The following is a 19,006-nucleotide window of genomic DNA, read 5'->3' on the forward strand; positions in this document are numbered from 1 at the left end:
GCCGCCCGAATTAGGGTGGGGGCATGAGCGAGAACGCGACGCATGCCTGGGGCTTCGGCCTCGCCACCGTGACCACCGACGGGACCATGCTCGACGTCTGGTACCCCGCGCCCGAGCTCGGCACCCAGCCGGCGGACGCGAAGGCGCCGGCCGAGCTGATCGCCGCCGAGGGGAACGACGAGGTGCGGCAGGTACGGCGTGAGGTCGTCGCGGCCGAGATCGCCCTGGACCAGGCCCCGGCGGGCACCGCCGACGCGTACCTCCGGCTCCACCTGCTCTCGCACCGGCTCGTCCGCCCGCACGGCGTGAACCTGGACGGCATCTTCGCCGCCCTGCCGAACAACGCGTGGACGTCGCTCGGCCCGGTCCCGGTCGAGGAGGTCGAGCAGGTCCGGCTGCGGGCGCGGGCCGAAGGCAAGTACCTGACCGTGACGAGCGTCGACAAGTTCCCGCGGATGACGGACTACGTCGTACCGAGCGGCGTCCGGATCGCCGACGCCGACCGGGTCCGGCTCGGTGCGCACCTGGCCGCCGGGACGACGGTGATGCACGAGGGCTTCGTGAACTTCAACGCCGGCACCCTCGGTACGTCGATGGTCGAGGGCCGGATCGTGGCCGGTGTCGTGGTCGACGACGGCAGCGACATCGGCGCCGGCGCGTCGATCATGGGCACGCTGTCCGGCGGCGGCAAGCAGGTCATCTCGATCGGCAAGCGCTGCCTGCTGGGCGCGAACGGCGGCACCGGGATCTCGCTCGGCGACGACTGCGTGGTCGAGGCGGGTCTGTACGTCACCGCCGGCACCAAGGTCACCCTCCCGGACGGCAGCGTGGTCAAGGCGCGCGACCTGTCCGGTCAGCCCGGCCTGCTGTACCTCCGCAACTCGGTCACCGGCGCGGTCGAGGCCCGCCCACGGACGGGCGAGGGCATCGCCCTGAACGAGGCCCTGCACGCGAACGCCTGACGCTGCCAACCAACCGGGGGTTCAGCACGTCTATCGCTTCGTGATCGTAGGCCAGGAACCCCGACCCCGCCCCCGAACGTTGGGAGCGGTATGCCGATAAAGCGAGGCGCCGTCGTCGCCGTGGGTGCGCTGGGTGCGCTCGCGCTCGCCGTGGGTGTGGCGATCTCGTGGGTCGGCGACCAGGACTTCCCGACGATCCTGCCGCCGAAGGAGCAGTGCGAGGCCACGGCCAACGGCGCGACCGTCGTCCTGGACCTGGAGCAGGCCGAGTCGGCCGCGATCATCGCCGGCGTGGCCGTGCGGCGGGGCCTGCCGGCGCGGGCGGCGACGATCGCGCTCGCGACGGCGTACCAGGAGTCCGGCCTGCGGAACCTCGCGCACGGCGACCGGGACTCGCTCGGGCTGTTCCAGCAGCGGCCGTCGATGGGCTGGGGTACGGCGGCGCAGGTGCGCGACCCGCACTACGCGGCCGGGAAGTTCTACGACGCGCTCGTGAAGGTCAGGAACTACCAGAAGCTCGCGGTGACGGTCGCGGCCGACCGGGTCCAGCGCAGCGCGTTCCCGAACGCTTATGCCGATCACGAGGCCGACGCGCGGATCCTGGCGTCCGCGCTGACCGGGCAGTCGAAGGCGGTGTTCAGCTGCACGGTCGACCCGGAGGCGGTGGAGGCGCAGACGATGGGCCGGAACGGGCTGACGCCGCGGGCGGACGCCGTCCGGCGGGATCTGCTGGAGACCTTCGGGAAGCTGTCGACCGGTGGCTACCAGGCGGGCGGGATCCGGTCGGGGCACATGGAGGGCTCGGCGCACTACGAGGGCCGGGCGGTGGACGTGTTCGTCCGGCCGGTCTCGGCCGCCAACACCACCAGGGGCTGGGCGATGGCGCAGTACCTGGTCGCCCGGGCGAAACTGCTGAACATCCGCACGGTGATCTTCAGCGACAAGATCTGGACCGCCGGCCGACGCTCCGACAGCGGCTGGCGCGACTACACCCCGCCCGCCCGCTCCGGCGATCCCACCATCCTCCGCCACCTGGACCACGTCCACGTCGACGTCCAGGAACAGTAGATGGCGCGCCCGACCGCTGCGCGCCATCTGTCAGGGAGTCACCAGACGACTACTCGTCGTGTTCCTGCGGCGGGAGTGCGGCGATGAACGGGTGGTCCTTGTCGATCTTGCCCATCTTCGAGGCGCCGCCGGGCGACCCCAGGTCGTTGAAGAAGTCGACGTTCGCGGTGTAGTAGTCCTTCCACTGCTCCGGCGTGTCGTCCTCGTAGTAGATCGCCTCGACCGGGCACACCGGCTCGCACGCTCCGCAGTCGACGCACTCGTCCGGGTGGATGTACAGCATCCGGTTGCCCTCGTAGATGCAGTCGACGGGGCATTCCTCGACACAGGCGAGGTCCTTCAGGTCAACACACGGCTGCGCGATGACGTAGGTCACTGCTACTCCTCCTATGGCAGGCAAGCGCAGCGCTGGTCTAGGGGTGCTGCGATGCTGTGATGCTGGTATCTAGTATCACGGTAGTACTTCGCCCACTCTGCCAGGAGTCCGCATCGTGTCAGGCCTGAGTGTCCGTGATATCGGCCACCGTGTCGTCGTCCGGCACCGGATACCCGGCGGGCTGACCGACGTCATCGGCGTTCTGCAGTCCTGGAGCCCCGACAGCCTGGTCGTCCGGCACGCGGACAGCGGTCTGCACGAGGTCCGGGCCGGTGACGTGACGGCGGCGAAGACGATCCCGGAGATGCCGCTGCGGCCGGTCGACGTGGAACAGCTGTTCCTCACCACCGCGCTCGGCCGGCCGGCCGTCGAGACGTCGTACGTCGGCCAGTGGTTGCTCCGGGCATCGTCCGGCTGGACCGGCCGCGGGAACTCGCTGCTGCCCGCCGGCGACCCCGGGATGCCGGTGGCCGAGGCGCTGAAGCACGCCGAGGCCTTCTACGACGAACGCGGTCTGCCGCCGCTCGCCCTGGTCCGGCTCGGCAGCCCCGAGGAGGCCGGATTCCGTGCCTGCGGGTGGATCGACGCCCGGCCCGGCCAGTCCGACGTCCTCGTCATGCACACCACGCTCGACCACGTGAACGCTTCCCCGGCGTACGACGTACTGATCGAGGAGCACCCCGGTCCGGACTGGTACGCGGCCGCTTTCGACGGGCCGGTGCCCGAGCCCGCCCCGACCGTGATGGAGGGTGCGCCGAAGGCCGTGTTCGCCTCGATCACGCTGGACGGGCGGGCGGTGGCCGTCGGACGGGGGTCGATGACCGGGCACTGGCTCGGGGCGGACGCGATCCGGGTCGACCCGTCGTACCGTCGCCGCGGGCTCGGGACGGCGCTCCTGCAGGGCCTGGCGCGCTGGGCGGGGCCGCTGGGCGGCCGGCGGACGTATCTCGAGGTCCTGGAGGAGAACACAGCCGCCGTGACCACGTACCGCAACCTGGGCTACCGGTCCGCATACCGGTACCGCTACCTGACCAGGGCCTAAGCTCTGGTTCCATGGCAGACCACGTGGCGGAGCGGCCGGAGTACGCGGGGGACTTCGAGGGGACGGTGCACGTCGAGTACACGCCGCACCCGGACGACGGGGTGGCGGACCCGGGCGAGATCGTCTGGACCTGGGTGCCGTTCGAGGAGGATCACCACCGGGGCAAGGATCGGCCGGTGCTGGTGGTCGGATCGGACGGCCCGTGGCTGCTGGCGCTCATCCTGACCAGCAAGGACCACGACCGCGACGCCGCCGACGAGGCCCGCTGGGGCCGGGTCTGGCTGGACATCGGCAGCGGCGCCTGGGACCGGGGCGGCCGCGCGAGCGAGGTCCGGCTGGACCGGGTGCTCCGGATCGACCCCGGCCAGGTACGGCGGGAGGGCGCGGTGATCGGCGAGGACCTGTTCGACCAGGTCGCCGCCGAGCTGCACAAGCTGAAGGGCTAACCCGGCGGGCGGGTGGTGGTGGACGGCTTGCCCATCCCCGGCGGGGTGTTGGTCACCGGAGGCGGCGTCGTCCCGGGCTTGGGACCGCACCGGATGTCGTCGGCCGCGTTGTACTTGGTGACGAACGACTCGGTCTTCTTCCGGACGCCGTTCTGCGCGAAGTACCGGTAGATGGTGATGTCGAACCCGGCGGTCGGCGCCTGCGGCTGGCAGTTCGGCTCGGTGTTGTAGACCACCTTCGGCGCGCGGCCGTTGGACTTGCCCGACTGCCCGGCGGTGACGTCCCAGACCTTGGTGCCCCAGATCTTCACCGTGATGCTGCCCTGGCTGCCCGGCGTGGACGCCTTGAAGATCGTCTGCACCAGGACGCCCTTGCCGGAGTCGTTCAGGAACTTCAGGTCCACCGACGGCCAGGCCACGGTCGCTTCGCGGCCGATCGGGTACCGCGGGATGTAGACGCTGTGCGCCTTGTGCTCGACGTCCTTCAGCCCGGCGAAGAAGGCGGCGTTGAAGGTCGTGGTCGCCGACTGCGACACCCCTCCGCCGAGGTCCTCCTTGAACTTGCCGCCGCTGATGATCGTGCCCTCGGTGAACCCGTTCTCCTTGGTCCGCTCACCGACGATCTTGTTCAGGCTGAACGTCTCACCCGGCTTCAGCAGCGTGCCGTTGATCTTGCGGGCCGCCGTCCCGATGTTGACGTTGCGGTACGACGCGTGCGGGAACTGGGTGGTGAACTGCCCCATCACTTCCTTGATCCCGAGCGCCTGCACGGCCTCGGTGGTCACCTTCGCCTTGGTGGGCGCCAGACCGACGGCCGCCCGCCGCTCGCCGATCGGCTTCGGCAGCGCGCTCAGGATGGCCGCGCCCACCTTGGTCCGGTCCACCACCAGGCCGTCGACGGCCGGGATCACCTTCGGGCCGGCGCCGACGATCTGCACGGTGGCGTCCTTCGGCAGCGTCTCCAGCGCCTTGAACCGCTCCTGGAACAGCGGCTCGAGCACCTTCGCGCTCAGCGACGGCGTGATCTTGCCGTCCTTGACCGTCACCGCCAGCCCCGGCGACAGCTCCTTGGGCGTGAGCTCGACCGACTTCGACCCCACCGTCAGCCGGATCGGCCCGGACATGGCCGGCTCGGCGAACTCGGTCATCGCCTGCTGGATCGCCTCGGCGTCGGCCTGCGGCTTGGTCACGCTGACCGCGAGCTCGTCCGGCGTCTGGTCGGCCGGGTACGCCGCGAGCAGGATGCTGCTCGCCTTCGCGGTGTCCAGCTCCAGTCCGTCGGCCGCCGCGTGCTTGACCGGCTCGGCGTCCTTGAACGTGATCGTGCCGTCGGTTGCCGGCCGGTTCACCTGCTTCGCCAGCTTGGCGACGGCCGCCTGCAGTTTCGCGTCGTCCTTCGTGATCACGGGCTCGACCGGCTCACCGCCGGTGAGGGCCTGCCAGATCCGGGCCGGGGCCAGGCTGCGGCCCGGGCCGGCGGCGTCGACGGTCGCGTCCACGTCCAGGCTGAGTCCGGCCTCGGCCGGGTCCACGGTGTACGTCGCCTCGCCCGCCTTCAGCGTGATCGGCTGGGCCAGGCGGTCCTTCAGTCCCGTCTGGAGCTTCGCCTTCGCGTCCTCCTCGGACAACCCGCCGACCGGGATCCCGAGCACGGTGGTGTCGCCGGGAATCTTGTCGCCGGCGAACGCGAACGCCGCCCCGTACCCCACCACGAGCACGCCAAGCCCCGCGGCGGCGATGATCCCCGCGAGTTGCTTTCTCCCCACCGGACGAAGTCCTCCTCGAGCCGTGTACACAGGCCGCGCCCGCACCGGGGCACAAGGGCACATACTACGGGACGAGCCGGCCCACTCCGACCGCTGACCCTGCCCCGCGCTGCCCCGCTCCGACCCGTCAGCCGCGGTCGTCCGGTAGCTCTCGGTAACCGCCCAGGTAGTAGATCAGCGCCCCGTGACCGTCCGATTCCGGTACGCCAAGACTCAGCACCTCCCCGACCACGATCGTGTGGTCGCCGCCGTCGTACGTCGCCCAGGTCCGGCACTCCAGCCAGGACAGCGCGCCCTCGACGACCGGGCAGCCCGTCTTCGGCCCGGGCGTCGTACCGACGCCGTCGAACTGGCTGTAGAGGTCCCGCCCGGAGCGGGCGAACCGGTCCGCCAATGGTTGCTGCTCGCCGGCGAGCACCGACACCGCCCAGTACCCGCACTCGAGGACGGCGGCGTGCATCCGGACGCCCTTGTCGACGCAGACGAGCACCAGCGGCGGGTCGAGCGACACCGAGGTGAACGCGTTCGCGGTCATCGCGTGCGCGACGCCGTCCTGGAGCGTGCTCATGATCGTGATCCCGGACGCGAACCGCCCCAGCGCCGCGCGGAACTCCGCGGGCGCGACGCTCCCACTGGGCTCCGAGGACGACACCCCAGCAGCCTATGCCCTCACAGACCGGCGAACAGGTCGTGCTCCAGGCCGTCCGGTCCGGGCGCGGCGGTGCCCTTCACCAGCCGGTAGGCCTCCGAGCCCCAGATCTCGTTGCCGTTGTTGTTCGACAGCGCGAAGAACGGGCCGTCGACGGTGATCTGGGTCGCGTGCGCCTTCATCGCGTTCATCTTGCGGTCGATGAAGCCCTCGGCCTCGATCACGCAGTCGATGAACCGGTCCGGGGTGACGAACGGGCCCAGCGGGCCCTCCGGGTCCATCCCCTCGAACGTCGTCGTGTCACCGGACTCGCGCAGCCTGCGCAGGCTGTCCCGCAGCGAGGACTCGGCCATCGCCATCCAGTAGATCTTCGGGATGTCCCACGCCTCCCCCAGGTCCTCGCGGTACGACGGCGCGGCGGCGAGGGCGGCCGCGTACGTCGCGACCCGGTGCGCCTGGATGTGGTCGGGGTGGCCGTAGTTGCCGTACTGGTCGTAGGTCACCAGGACCTGCGGACGGGTCTCGCGGATCACCGGGACCAGGTCGTTCGCCGCCTCGAGCAGGTCGGCCTGCCAGAAGCTGTCCTTGCGGGTGTCCGGCGGGACGTCGGCGTTGCCCTCGTCGTTGTAGATCATCCCGGTGTCGCGGTACTTCCCCGGGGCGCCGAGGAAGCGGTGGTCGGTGACGCCGAGCTCGGCCATCGCGGCCGCGAGCTCGCCGATGCGGTGCTCGCCGAGCTGGTCGGTCTGGTCGGCGGCCAGGTGGGCGAGCTCGGGCACGAGCACCTCACCCTCCTCGCCGAGCGTGCAGGTGATCAGGGTGACGGCGGCGCCCTCGGACACGTAGCGCGCCATCGTCACGCCGTTGTTGATGGTCTCGTCGTCGGGGTGGGCGTGCACCAGCAGCAGCCGGCGGTCAGGAAGCTCGCTCATGCCGAAAGCCTACGTCGGCCCGGGGACAGTCTCCTCAGCCGAAGCGGCGGACGAGCAGGCAGCCGGCCTGGAACCGGGACTTCGCGCCGAGCCCGGCGATCAGCGCGCTGATCTCGGCCCGGACCGTCCGCAGCGACAGCCCGAGCTCGCGGGCGATCGCGGCGTCCTTGGCCCCGGTGGACATCATCCGCCCGATCGCGACCTGGCGGCTGGTCAGCTCCTTGACCGCGGCCGGCGTCCGCCGGTGCGCGCCCAGCTCGTAGACCTCGCAGACGATCTCCGGATCCGCCTGGACGATGTGCTGGACCGGCATCGGAGGCTCCTCCCCAGTGGCTCGGACCAGGATTCTTTCGTCCGGTCCAGACCACCACCAGGTACAACCCGTACAGATCGCCCATACAAGTCCGTGCCGTCCTTCGGGGGACAGCCGAAGAGGGCGGCCCGTCCAGGCACCGCCCTCTCCGATCAGCTGTCAGTCGTCAGCTGTGCACCGCTCCGGTGTCAGTTCGCCTTCTTCAGCCCGATCTGGGTGAGGTCCGGCAGACCACCGGTGTTCGGGTCGGCCACCGCGTTGTCGATGTTCGAGCCCACGACGTACACGTTGAGGTCCTGGACGGTCGGCACCAGCGGAGCCGTCTTCATCACCTCGACGTACAGGTCGGACAGGCCGGACTCGAGCTTCGTCTTGTCGGTCTCCTTCGCCAGCTCGGCCATCTTGTCCCAGCCGGCCTGGCTGCGCGCGTAGTTGTTCTGCGCGGCCTTGTTCGGCGCGGTCGAGTCCGGACCGAACACCGACGGCACGATCGTCGTCAGGCTGGCCCAGTCGTAGCACCAGCCGGCGGTGATCAGGTCGGCCGCGGCGGAGTCCTGCTGCTGCGTCGAGTAGTAGTTGTCACCCGGGATCTTCTGGATGTCGACGTTGATCCCGACGGCCTTCCAGGACGCCTGCGCGGCCTCGGCGGCCTTCACGGCCAGACCGGAGTCGGCGGTCGCCAGGACGAGCTTCTCGCCCTTGTAGCCGGCCTCGGTCAGCAGCTGCTTGGCCTTGGCGGGGTCACCCTGCTCGGGAGCCTTGAAGTGCTCCTCCGCCTTGTAGCCCTCCATGTCCTGCGGAATGATCGAGTCGACCACCGCGGCGAGCCGCTCGCCACCGCGACCGTCGCGGTAGCTGGTGCGGTCCAGACCGTAGTACAGCGCCTCGCGCATCTTCTGGTTCTTCAGCAGCGGCTTCTGCTGGTTGAACGCGATGTAGCGACGGCAGATGTCGGTGCCCTCGACGATGCGGTCCTTGACGTTCGCCTGGTTGGTCTTGGCGATGTTCTCGGGCTGCAGGCCGGCGAAGCTCACCGAGCTCTGGTCCGCGGTGCCGTTCGCGATCAGCCGCTGGTCGACGGTCGCCTCGGCGTCACCGAACTTGAAGATGAACTTGTCCGGCAGCGCGGTCCGCAGCGGGTCCGTCTTGGCGTCCCAGTGCTCGTTGCGGGTCAGCACCAACTGCTTCTTGCGGGTGTAGCTCTCGATCTTGTACGGACCGCTGGAGACCGGGCGGTTGTCGTACGCCGTCTTGGTGTCCTTCGCCTTCGGGACCGGCGAGAAGACCTTCATGCTGGTGGTGCCGTCGAACGACGAGACCGGACGGTTCAGCTTGAAGACGATCGTCTTCTCGTCCGGCACCTCGATCGCGGTGCAGCCCTTGCCGGCGTTGTTGCCGGCAACGTACGGGCCCTTGTAGCCCGGGCAGTCGAGGTACTCGTGCGCGTACGGCGCACCCTCGGCCATGTCGGCGGAGAACGAGCGCTCCGCGTTGTACTTGATGTCGGCCGCCACGATCGGCGTACCGTCCTCGTACTTCAGCCCGTCCTTCAGCTTGAAGGTCCAGGTCTTGAAGTCCGGCGACGACTCGTAGCTGTCCGCCAGGTCCTTCTCGAGGACGATCTTCTTCGCCTTGGCGTCGTACCGGTAGTCCGTCAGCGTCCGGCCGATGAGCTTGCCGATCATCTGGGAGTCGGTCACGAAGTTCCGTGCCGGGTCGAGGTGCTCCACGTCGTTGACGTGGTAGACGGTGACGGTGCCCCCCTTGGCACCGGCCGTGTCTCCTCCTCCGGAGGGCGTACCTGATTCATCCCCGCCGCAGGCAGCCGCCGTAAGGGTCAGGACGAAACCGAGGGCGATAGCCCCGGTCCGTTTGACGTTGTCCATGGCCAGTTTTTCCTTTCCTGTATGACGTTCGTCGCCGGGTCACGGCGCTCGTGAGAGTCATCTCCCGTCATGTCGCGGACATCAACTCACGTATTCACAAGGCGCGCAATGACGATTCGGCCCGGGTGACCGGATCGTGACCCCTCTCAATGCCGTACCGAAATCTCTCGAATGCACTCGGTAGTGGTCAGATCACATCGCGTTCCTCCGGGAAGTGGCAGGCAGCCTTGTGGCCCGGGGCGCCGATCTGGACCAGCGGCGGCTCCTGCTCGGCGCAGATCTCCTGCGCCTTCCAGCAGCGGGTCCGGAAGCGGCACCCCGAGGGCGGGTTCAGTGGGCTCGGGACGTCACCGGTCAGCCGGATCCGTTCCCGGTGGGCCGCGGCGTCCGGATCGGCTTCCGGGACCGCCGACAGCAGCGCGTGCGTGTACGGGTGCCGCGCGTGGTTGTAGAGCTCGTCGCGGTCGGCGGTCTCGACCACCTTGCCCAGGTACATCACCGCGACCCGGTCGGAGATGTGCCGGATCACCGACAGGTCGTGCGCGATGAACAGGTACGCCAGCCCGAACTCGTCCTGCAGGTCCTCCAGCAGGTTGACGATCTGGGCCTGGATCGACACGTCCAGCGCCGACACCGGCTCGTCGCAGACGATCAGCTTCGGCCGGAGCGCGAGCGCCCGGGCCACGCCGATTCGTTGCCGCTGGCCACCGGAGAACTCGTGCGGGTAGCGGTTGTAGTGCTCCGGGTTCAGCCCGACCCGCTCCATCAGTTCCTGGACCGACCTCTTCGTGCTGGTCTCGGTCTTCACCTTCTGGATGTCGAACGGCGACCCGATGATCGCACCGACCGTCTGCCGCGGGTTCAGCGAGGAGAACGGGTCCTGGAAGATCATCTGGATCTCCCGGCGGTACGGCCGCATCCGGGACCGGCTCAGGTGGGTGATGTCCTTGCCGAGGAACTTGATCGTCCCACCCGTCGGCTCGTCCAGCCGCGTCACCAGCCGGCCGGTCGTCGTCTTCCCGCAGCCCGACTCGCCGACCACGCCGAGGGTCTCACCCGCGTGCACGCTCAGGTCGACGCCGTCGACCGCCTTGACCGCGCCGGTCTGCTTCTGGAAGACGATGCCGCGGGTGACCGGGAAGTACCGCTGCAGGCCGGTGGTCTCCAGCAGCAGCTCGCCCGGCACGGGTTCCTTGGCCGGCGCCTGCTCGGCCGATGTCGTCGTCACGATCGCTCCTCGCCCATCACAACTTCGGCTTGATCTGTTCGGCGAACAACTGCTTGCGCTTGTCCGAGTCGATGTGACAGCGCACCCGGTGCCCGGCGGTGTCGATCTGCAGCAGTTCGGGCAGCTCGTTGACGCACGAGTGGCCCTCGACGTACTGCTGGTAGTCGCAGCGCGCCTGGAACGGGCAGCCCTTGGGCAGGTTGATCAGCGACGGCGGGGTGCCGCGGATCGACTTCAGCCGGCCGTCGCCGCTGCGGTTCACCCGCGGGATCGAGCCGAGCAGGCCCCAGGTGTAGGGCATCTCCGGCCGGTAGAAGATGTCCCGGACGTTGCCGGTCTCGACCACGCGGCCGCCGTACATGACCACGACGTCCTGGGTCATCTGGGCGATCACGCCGAGGTCGTGGGTGATCATGATGATGGCGGAGTTGAACTCCTTCTGCAGGTCCATCATCAGGTCCAGGATCTGCGCCTGCACGGTGACGTCGAGCGCCGTCGTCGGCTCGTCGGCGATCAGCAGCTGCGGGTCGCACATCAGCGCCATCGCGATCATCGCGCGCTGCCGCATGCCGCCGGAGAACTGGTGCGGGTAGTCGTCGAACCGCTTCTGCGGCGACGGGATGCCGACCCGGTCGAGCAGCTCGATCGCGCGCTTCTTCGCCGCCGCCTTCGGGGCGTCGTTGTGCACCAGGTAGGCCTCGGTGAGCTGGTCGCCGACGCGGTAGAACGGGTGCATCGCCGACAGCGGGTCCTGGAAGATCATCGCGACCTGCTGCCCGCGCAGCCGGCGGATCTCCGCGACCGACATCGACACCAGCTCGGAGCCGTCCAGCCAGATCTCGCCGCCGACCTGCGCCCGGCTGCCCTTGTGCAGCCCCATGATGGCCAGGCTGGACACGCTCTTCCCGGACCCGGACTCACCGACGATGCCGAGTGTCTTGCCGCGCTCCAGCGTGAAGCTCAGGCCGTTGACCGCCTTCACCAGACCGTCGTCGGTCGGGAAGTGCACCTGCAGGTCCTTGACCTCCAGGAACGGCTTGCCGGCGCGGGCGTCCGCCGGGGCGGCACTCGTCACGGACTCGGTCACTCTGTCTCCTTGCCGGGTCAGGACAGCCGCACGCGCGGGTCGATGATGGCGTACAGGACGTCGACGACGATGTTCGCCACGACGATGAAGATGGCGGCGAACAGGACGACGCCCATGATCGCGGGCAGGTCGTTGCTCAGCACCGAGTCGATCGCGAACTTCCCGAGACCGGTGATGCTGAAGATCTGCTCGGTGATCACCGCGCCGCCGAGCAGGCCGCCGAGGTCCAGGCCGAAGATCGTCACGATCGGCGTCAGCGCGGACCGCAGGCCGTGCTTGAAGACCACGGTCCGTTCGTCCAGGCCCTTGGCCCGGGCGGTCCGGATGTAGTCCTCGTTCATCGTGTCGATCATGTTGGCGCGGGTGAGCCGGGTGTAGAGGGCGGCGAACACCAGGGCCAGCGTCATCCACGGGAGGATGTAGAACTGCAGCCACGGCACCGGTCCGACGGTGAACAGCGCCGCGTTCGCCGTGTCCGGGAACGGCAGCCACTGCAGCTTGACGATGAACAGGAACAGCAGCAGGTACCCGAAGACCAGCGTCGGGAAGGACACGCCGAACAGGGCGATGCCGACACTCAACTTGTCCACCAGCTTGCCCTTGCGCAGAGCCGCGATCAGGCCGAGCATCACGCCGAAGAACAACCAGAGGACGGCCGCGCCGACCGCCAACCACAGGGTCGCCGGGAACGCGTCCGAGATCGAGTCCCAGACCGGGATGCCGTTCTGGTACGACTCGCCGAAGCACGGCCAGGCGCACTCCCGCTCGCTGCCCTCGGTGCCGATCATGCGGCCGGCCGGGCTGACGAGGCCCTGCATGTAGGTGCCGTACTGGACGATCAGTGGGTCGTCGAACCCGTACGTCGCGTTGACCTGGGCGACCGTCTCGGTGTTGCAGTTCTTGCCGCAGATCAGCAGCGCCGGGTTCGCCGGGGTGGCCCAGAAGAGGAAGAACGTGATGGCACTGATGACCACCAGGATGACGGCTGTCTGCAGCAGCCGGCGGATGACGTAACGGCCCACGGGTCAGCTCCTTCCGGCGCGCGGGTCGAGGGCGTCGCGGACCGAGTCGCCCAGGAGGTTGAACGCCAGCACGGTGACGAACAGCGCCATCCCGGGGAAGAACAGGTAGAGCGGGTTGCTCTCGATCCAGTCGGAGGCGTCGGCGATCATCCGGCCCCACGAGGCGGTCGGCTCCTTGATCCCGACGCCCAGGAACGACAGTGCGGCCTCGGCGGTGATGTAGTTCGGGATCAGCAGCGTCGTGTACACCAGCAGCGTCGGCAGCAGGTTCGGCAGGATCTGCCGGAAGATCACGTACGCCGGGCCCGCGCCGAGCGACCTGGCCGCCTCGACGAACTCCCGTTCGCGCAGCGACAACGTCTGCCCGCGGACTATTCGGGCCAGGTACGCCCAGCCGAAGAACCCGAGGACGAACATCAGCACCCCTAGCCGGAGTTTGTTGTCGTCGGGGATCCCGAACAGGTCCTGGCCGCGGTCGGCGATCACCGGTGTGAGCGCCATGATGAACAGCAGGGTCGGGAAGCTCAGCATGATGTCCATCAGCCGGCTCAGCAGGGTGTCGACCCAGCCGCCGAAGTACCCGGACACCATCCCGATGACAGTGCCGATGATGACCGCGAGGATCGTGCCGCCGAGTGCCACCAGCAGCGACACCCGGGTGCCGTAGACCAGCCGGGAGAACACGTCGCGGCCGTTCTGCGGCTCGACGCCGAGCCAGTGCTCGCTGCTGGTGCCGCTGCCCCACAGCCCGCCGATCGGGATGCCGCCGTCACGGGTGTTCAGCAGCGGGTTGCCGTCCGCGTCGGTCCGGTTGAACTGGTCCGGCGGGAAGCCGTTCAGCTTGACGATCAGCGGCGCGAAGATCGCCACCGCGATGATCAGCAGGATCACGATCGCGCTGATGACGGCGATCTTGTCCTTGCGCAGCCGGGCCCACGCGATCTGGCCGAGTGAACGGCCCTCGATCTGCTTGGCCTCGGAGGTCTCCGCGAGATGATCTGCCGGCAGTTCCCCTTCGGGGGACTGCGACTCGGATACCCCCAGTGTCATTCCCTGTCACCCGTCCTTCACGATGAGTGCTCCCCCCGGCGCGGTCGTCCAGCCGAGTTGCCGGAACCCTACGCATCTCGAAGTGTGGACGCCAGAGAGTCGGGCGCCCGGACACCGAATCGTCACAATTCAGGTGCCACTCCGAGCCGGTCCCGCACGGCCGGCAGGAAGGGCCGGTCGGCCGGCAGCCACTCGAGCCCGTCGAGCTCGTCGAGGCCTACCCAGCGGATCTCCGCGTGCTCGAGCGGCACCGGCTCGCCGGCGCGCACGTCGGCGGCGTACACGCGCAGCGCGTACCGGTCGTCGATCGGTACGTCGGCACCGAGGGCGGCGCCCAGGGTCACCTCGAGGCCGAGCTCCTCCCGCAACTCGCGGGCACCGGCGACGTGATCCGTCTCACACGGCTCGACTTTGCCCCCGGGAAACTCCCAGCCGCCGCCCGGTCCGGCCCGCAACGCCGCCAGCACCTTGCCGTCCCGGAACACCGCGACCCCGATGACGATCTGCCGTTCGTTCACGGACAGGCACTGTGCCAGAGCGGCCGGCCGGACTGTCGGTGGGCTCGGGCAGGATGACCCGCATGCCGTTGCAGAACAGGGTTCTGCCCACCCAGGAGATCGTGGCCGAGCCGGGCCGCGGTCTGTTGATGGGCAACCGCGGCACACTGCACGGGCCGGACCGCCGGCTCGGGACCACGCGCTGGCGCTCCAAGGCGTGGATCTGCTGTGTCCTCGACTGGAAGGGCGTGCGGCGCGATCCGATGCCGCCGGGTCGCTGGACCGCGTTGTTCTTCTTCGACGAGGCGGTCGCGCTCGCGGCCGGTCATCGCCCCTGCCATTACTGCCGCCGCAGGGACTTCCTCCGGTACGCCGGGGCCTGGGCCACCGGCCGCGAACTCGGCGAGCGACCGCGGGCCGCGGCGATGGACGCGCAACTCCACTTCGAACGCGTCGACCCACGCACCCGGCAGCAGCGCACCACCGTCCAGGACCTCGACGCGCTACCCGACGGAGCGATGATCCGGTACGACGGCCGCCCGGCCCTGGTGCTCGGCCGCCACGTGCTGCCCTGGTCCTGGGAGGGGTACGGCGACCCGGTCCGGCCACCCGGGCTGGTCGAGGTCGCCGTACTCACGCCACCGGCGAATCTCGTTGTTCTGAAGGCCGGATTCGCTCCAATACTCCACCCGACGGCCCTCGGCAACTGAGGTAAGCCTTACTAGAAACACGCCGTACCGAGGGGTCTTCCGTTGGGCGCCCGGCGAAGGCAAAGTGTGCCCATACTGACAGCGACAGATCAATCACTGGAGTCGGCATGGGTGCTGAGGTCAACAGTGGGGGCACCGGCGTCGCCGCGGTCGTCCGCGCGCTCGAGAACCTACACGCGGCCGTCGGGAAGCTCAGCCAGGAGTACGGTGACACCCTCGGCATCCGCCGGTTGGTGTCGGACGTGGCCCGGCTGAACGACGACCTGGCCGAGCTCGGCCCGCCCGACCCCCGTCACAGACCCGGACCCGTTCCGGAGGAACTCGAGGAGATTCCCGACGTGGAGTATGACGCGTCCATGTGGACAGACGCGGAGCACGAAGGCTTCGGCGCGCCGGACAGGCACGCTCCCTGATGGCTACTGGTGTGAGCGCACCCGGTCGCGCGCAGATCGGGCTCAAGACTGCAAGGTCCGACCGCTGGTGGCTGGCGCCGCTGCGGATCGGCGTGATCCTGGCCTTCTTCATCGTCTACGCGACGGTCCGGATCTTCATGAACAAGTGGTACTGGGTCGACGACTTCCATTACCTCACGCCGCTGTACTCGCCGTGCATCACCGAGTCCTGCGTCCCGAACTCCAGCCACCTGGGAACCTGGTTCGGCGAGTTCCCCCGGGTGATCCCGTTCAGCATCATCACCTTCGCGGTGCTGGCCGGCTTCCGCGGCACCTGTTACTACTACCGCAAGGCGGGCTACCGGTCGCTCTTCTTCGCGCCGGCCGCCTGCGCGGTCCCGGAGCCGCACAAGAAGTACACCGGTGAGCGCAAGTTCCCGCTGGTCGCGCTGAACCTGCACCGCTACTTCTTCTACGGCGCGCTCGTGTTCGGTGTGCTCAACGTGTACGACGGCGTCCTGGCCTTCCACGGCGAGGACGGCGGCTTCGGCATCGGCCTGGGCACGGTGATCATCTGGGTCAACCTGGTGTTCCTGTGGCTGTACACGCTGTCCTGCCACGCCTGCCGGCACATCGTCGGCGGCCGGCTGAAGAACTTCTCCAAGCACCCGCTGCGCTACCGGTACTGGACCTTCGTGTCCAAGCTGAACCCCAAGCACGGCACGTTCGCGATGACGTCGCTGTTCACCGTGATCCTGACCGACGCCTACATCATGGCGTTGTCGGCCGGCTGGTTCTCCGACCTGCGCATCTTCAACTGATACGGACTTTCTCTGTCATGACTGAGCTCGAACGACACACCTACGACGTCGTCGTGATCGGGGCCGGCGGCGCCGGCCTGCGCGCGGCGATCGAGGCCCGCGAGCAGGGCAAGCGCACCGCGATCGTGTGCAAGTCGCTGTTCGGCAAGGCGCACACCGTGATGGCCGAGGGCGGCTGCGCCGCCGCGATGGGCAACGCGAACTCGAACGACAACTGGCAGGTGCACTTCCGCGACACCATGCGCGGCGGCAAGTTCCTGAACAACTGGCGGATGGCCGAGCTGCACGCCCAGGAGGCGCCGGACCGGGTCTGGGAGCTGGAGACGTACGGCGCCCTGTTCGACCGGACCCCGGACGGCCGGATCAGCCAGCGCAACTTCGGCGGCCACACCTACCCGCGGCTCGCGCACGTCGGCGACCGGACCGGCCTGGAGCTGATCCGCACCCTGCAGCAGAAGATCGTGTCGCTGCAGCAGGAGGACTTCCGCGAGACCGGCGACTACGAGGCCAACCTCAAGGTGTACGCCGAGTGCACCGTCACCGAGCTGCTGAAGGAGGGCGACGCGATCTCCGGCGCCTTCGGGTACTGGCGCGAGTCCGGCCGGTTCATCCTGTTCGACGCGCCGGCCGTGGTGCTGGCGACCGGCGGCGTCGGCAAGTCGTTCAAGGTCACCTCGAACTCGTGGGAGTACACCGGTGACGGGCACGCGCTGGCGATGCGGGCCGGCGCGACGCTGATCAACATGGAGTTCATCCAGTTCCACCCGACCGGCATGGTCTGGCCGCCGTCGGTGAAGGGCATCCTGGTCACCGAGTCGGTCCGCGGCGACGGCGGCGTACTGAAGAACTCCGAGGGCAAGCGGTTCATGTTCGAGTACGTGCCGGACGTGTTCCGGGCGCAGTACGCCGAGACCGAGGACGAGGCCGACCGCTGGTACAAGGACCCGGACAACAACCGGCGCCCGCCGGAGCTGCTGCCGCGCGACGAGGTGGCCCGGGCGATCAACTCCGAGGTCAAGGCCGGCCGCGGGACGCCGCACGGCGGGGTCTTCCTGGACGTGTCGTCCCGGCTGCCGGCCGAGGAGATCACCCGGCGGCTGCCGTCGATGCACCACCAGTTCAAGGAGCTCGCGGACGTCGACATCACCGCCGAGCCGATGGAGGTCGGCCCGACCTGCCACTACGTGATGGGCGGCGTCGAGGTCGACCCGGACACCGCGCAGTCCGTCGTACCGGGCCTGTTCGCTGCCGGTGAGGTCGCGGGCGGCATGCACGGGTCGAACCGGCTGGGCGGCAACTCGTTGTCCGACCTGCTGGTGTTCGGCCGCCGGGCCGGCATGGGCGCGGCGATGTACGTCGACTCGCTGCAGGAGCGGCCGAAAATCGCCGAGGACGACGTCGACGCGGCGGCGGCCGAGGCGCTGGCGCCGTTCGAGCTCGAGGGCGGGGAGAACCCGTACGCGATCCACCAGGAGCTGCAGCAGGCGATGAACGACCTGGTCGGCATCATCCGCAAGGAAGAGGAGATGGAGCAGGCGCTCGGCCGGCTGGCCGAGTTCCGCGGCCGGATCGCGAAGATGACGGTGGAGGGTCACCGGCAGTTCAACCCCGGCTGGCACCTCGCGCTCGACCTGCGGAACATGCTGACGGTGTCGGAGTGCGTGGCGAAGGCCGCGCTGCAGCGGCAGGAGTCCCGCGGCGGCCACACCCGCGACGACTACCCGTCGATGAACGCCGAGTGGCGCCGCAAGCTGCTGGTCTGCGGGCTCGACGCCGACGGCGGGGTGAACGTGTCGGAGAAGGAGCAGCTCCCGATGCGGGACGACCTGCTTGAGCTGTTCGAGCTCGACGAGCTGAAGAAGTACCTGACCGAAGAGGAGCTGCCGGCGTGAGCTACAGAGGCAAATTCCGGGTCTGGCGGGGTGACGCCGAGGGCGGTGAGCTCAAGGACTACGAGGTCGAGGTGAACGAGGGCGAGGTCGTCCTCGACGTCATCCACCGCCTGCAGGCGACCCAGACGCCGGACCTCGCGGTCCGCTGGAACTGCAAGGCCGGCAAGTGCGGGTCCTGCAGCGCCGAGATCAACGGCATGCCGAAGCTGATGTGCATGTGCCGGATGAACACGTTCGCCGAGGACGAGGTCGTCACGGTCACGCCGATGCGCACCTTCCCGGTGATGCGCGACCTGGTCACCGACGTCTCGTACAACTACACCAAGGCCCGGGAGATCCCGGCGTTCACGCCGCCCGCGGACGTGAAGCCGGGCGACTACCGGATGCAGCAGGTGGACGTCGAGCGCTCGCAGGAGTTCCGCAAGTGCATCGAGTGCTTCCTGTGCCAGGACACCTGCCACGTGATCCGTGACCACGAGGAGAACAAGGAGAACTTCTCCGGTCCTCGGTTCCTGATGCGGATCGCCGAGCTGGACATGCACCCGCTGGACGCCGCCGACCGGCAGCACGAGGCGCAGGAGCAGCACGGCCTGGGCTACTGCAACATCACCAAGTGCTGTACCGAGGTGTGCCCGGAGCACATCAAGATCACCGACAACGCGCTGATCCCGATGAAGGAGCGCGTCGCCGACCGCAAGTACGACCCCCTGGTCTGGCTCGGCAACAAGATCCGCCGCCGCCCAGCCTGATCCGGCGTCGAACTGCCGCGCGGGTTTCGGGCCGCAGGCCCGGGACCCGCGCGTGCTTGTTCCAGGGGTGACTCACTCGCGCGGGTGACGCTGCTGAGCCGCCGCACCACCTACTGTT

The 19,006-nt window shown here is 68.9% G+C and carries 20 protein-coding genes; 9 read left to right on the top strand and 11 right to left on the bottom strand.

Going from position 1 to position 19,006, the window contains the following annotated elements; translation table 11 throughout:
• The first annotated feature begins 23 nt into the window (after positions 1-23).
• Together dapD and ACQPYZ_RS27940 are read left to right on the top strand one after the other, a co-directional pair.
• Entirely contained in the window at positions 24-962 is a 939-nt protein-coding gene (gene dapD, locus ACQPYZ_RS27935; protein ID WP_433161291.1) for a 2,3,4,5-tetrahydropyridine-2,6-dicarboxylate N-succinyltransferase, read from the top strand.
• A 90-nt stretch (positions 963-1,052) separates the two neighbouring features.
• Positions 1,053-2,030, top strand: coding sequence for a hypothetical protein (locus ACQPYZ_RS27940; protein WP_433161293.1), 978 nt, complete (start codon positions 1,053-1,055; stop codon positions 2,028-2,030).
• A gap of 49 nt (positions 2,031-2,079) precedes the next feature.
• On the opposite strand, the gene fdxA is transcribed toward ACQPYZ_RS27940, so the two are convergent.
• Positions 2,080-2,406, bottom strand: a complete 327-nt coding sequence (gene fdxA, locus ACQPYZ_RS27945) for a ferredoxin (protein ID WP_131285641.1) — start codon at positions 2,404-2,406, stop codon at positions 2,080-2,082.
• A gap of 115 nt (positions 2,407-2,521) precedes the next feature.
• Between fdxA and ACQPYZ_RS27950 the strand changes: the two genes are divergently transcribed.
• Together ACQPYZ_RS27950 and ACQPYZ_RS27955 are read left to right on the top strand one after the other, a co-directional pair.
• A complete protein-coding gene (locus tag ACQPYZ_RS27950) occupies positions 2,522-3,448 on the top strand; it encodes a GNAT family N-acetyltransferase (RefSeq protein ID WP_433161295.1) in 927 nt (308 codons plus the stop codon).
• A gap of 11 nt (positions 3,449-3,459) precedes the next feature.
• Entirely contained in the window at positions 3,460-3,894 is a 435-nt protein-coding gene (locus ACQPYZ_RS27955) for a type II toxin-antitoxin system PemK/MazF family toxin (RefSeq protein WP_433161297.1), read from the top strand.
• On the opposite strand, the gene ACQPYZ_RS27960 is transcribed toward ACQPYZ_RS27955, so the two are convergent.
• The 10 genes from ACQPYZ_RS27960 to ACQPYZ_RS28005 form a co-directional block, all read right to left on the bottom strand.
• Entirely contained in the window at positions 3,891-5,660 is a 1,770-nt protein-coding gene (locus tag ACQPYZ_RS27960) for a VanW family protein (protein ID WP_433161299.1), read from the bottom strand. The genes ACQPYZ_RS27955 and ACQPYZ_RS27960 overlap by 4 nt on opposite strands.
• A gap of 127 nt (positions 5,661-5,787) precedes the next feature.
• Positions 5,788-6,312, bottom strand: a complete 525-nt coding sequence (locus ACQPYZ_RS27965; RefSeq protein ID WP_433161301.1) for a flavin reductase family protein — start codon at positions 6,310-6,312, stop codon at positions 5,788-5,790.
• 17 nt (positions 6,313-6,329) lie between these two features.
• On the bottom strand, positions 6,330-7,241 hold the full coding sequence (mshB, locus tag ACQPYZ_RS27970; RefSeq protein WP_433161303.1) for an N-acetyl-1-D-myo-inositol-2-amino-2-deoxy-alpha-D-glucopyranoside deacetylase: 912 nt from the start codon (positions 7,239-7,241) through the stop codon (positions 6,330-6,332).
• 34 nt (positions 7,242-7,275) lie between these two features.
• Complete coding sequence (locus ACQPYZ_RS27975; RefSeq protein WP_433161305.1) at positions 7,276-7,554, bottom strand: LuxR C-terminal-related transcriptional regulator; 279 nt, start codon at positions 7,552-7,554, stop codon at positions 7,276-7,278.
• A gap of 188 nt (positions 7,555-7,742) precedes the next feature.
• Positions 7,743-9,440, bottom strand: a complete 1,698-nt coding sequence (locus ACQPYZ_RS27980) for an ABC transporter substrate-binding protein (RefSeq protein ID WP_433161306.1) — start codon at positions 9,438-9,440, stop codon at positions 7,743-7,745.
• Positions 9,441-9,627: 187 nt separating this feature from the next.
• Complete coding sequence (locus tag ACQPYZ_RS27985) at positions 9,628-10,671, bottom strand: ABC transporter ATP-binding protein (protein ID WP_433169775.1); 1,044 nt, start codon at positions 10,669-10,671, stop codon at positions 9,628-9,630.
• Positions 10,672-10,684: 13 nt separating this feature from the next.
• Positions 10,685-11,755, bottom strand: a complete 1,071-nt coding sequence (locus tag ACQPYZ_RS27990) for an ABC transporter ATP-binding protein (protein ID WP_433161308.1) — start codon at positions 11,753-11,755, stop codon at positions 10,685-10,687.
• Between the two features lie 17 nt (positions 11,756-11,772).
• Positions 11,773-12,777, bottom strand: a complete 1,005-nt coding sequence (locus tag ACQPYZ_RS27995; protein ID WP_433161310.1) for an ABC transporter permease — start codon at positions 12,775-12,777, stop codon at positions 11,773-11,775.
• A 3-nt stretch (positions 12,778-12,780) separates the two neighbouring features.
• Positions 12,781-13,827, bottom strand: coding sequence for an ABC transporter permease (locus ACQPYZ_RS28000; RefSeq protein ID WP_433161312.1), 1,047 nt, complete (start codon positions 13,825-13,827; stop codon positions 12,781-12,783).
• Between the two features lie 122 nt (positions 13,828-13,949).
• Entirely contained in the window at positions 13,950-14,345 is a 396-nt protein-coding gene (locus ACQPYZ_RS28005; RefSeq protein WP_433161314.1) for a (deoxy)nucleoside triphosphate pyrophosphohydrolase, read from the bottom strand.
• A 62-nt stretch (positions 14,346-14,407) separates the two neighbouring features.
• On the opposite strand from ACQPYZ_RS28005, the gene ACQPYZ_RS28010 reads away from it, so the two are divergent.
• The 5 genes from ACQPYZ_RS28010 (at position 14,408) to ACQPYZ_RS28030 (ending at position 18,888) form a co-directional block, all read left to right on the top strand.
• Positions 14,408-15,034, top strand: coding sequence for a hypothetical protein (locus ACQPYZ_RS28010; RefSeq protein ID WP_433161315.1), 627 nt, complete (start codon positions 14,408-14,410; stop codon positions 15,032-15,034).
• 107 nt (positions 15,035-15,141) lie between these two features.
• Positions 15,142-15,447 (top strand): hypothetical protein, encoded by a 306-nt coding sequence (locus ACQPYZ_RS28015; RefSeq protein WP_433161317.1) that lies wholly within the window; start codon positions 15,142-15,144, stop codon positions 15,445-15,447.
• Entirely contained in the window at positions 15,447-16,247 is an 801-nt protein-coding gene (locus tag ACQPYZ_RS28020; RefSeq protein ID WP_433161318.1) for a hypothetical protein, read from the top strand. Before ACQPYZ_RS28015 ends, ACQPYZ_RS28020 begins: the two co-directional genes overlap by 1 nt.
• A gap of 17 nt (positions 16,248-16,264) precedes the next feature.
• Entirely contained in the window at positions 16,265-18,139 is a 1,875-nt protein-coding gene (locus ACQPYZ_RS28025) for a fumarate reductase/succinate dehydrogenase flavoprotein subunit (protein WP_433161320.1), read from the top strand.
• Positions 18,136-18,888: a succinate dehydrogenase/fumarate reductase iron-sulfur subunit gene (locus ACQPYZ_RS28030; protein WP_433161322.1), complete on the top strand. Its 753-nt coding sequence runs from the start codon at positions 18,136-18,138 to the stop codon at positions 18,886-18,888. Before ACQPYZ_RS28025 ends, ACQPYZ_RS28030 begins: the two co-directional genes overlap by 4 nt.
• Positions 18,889-19,006 lie beyond the last annotated feature (118 nt).

This window comes from Kribbella sp. CA-247076 (assembly GCF_050942445.1).
Classification (GTDB): domain Bacteria; phylum Actinomycetota; class Actinomycetes; order Propionibacteriales; family Kribbellaceae; genus Kribbella.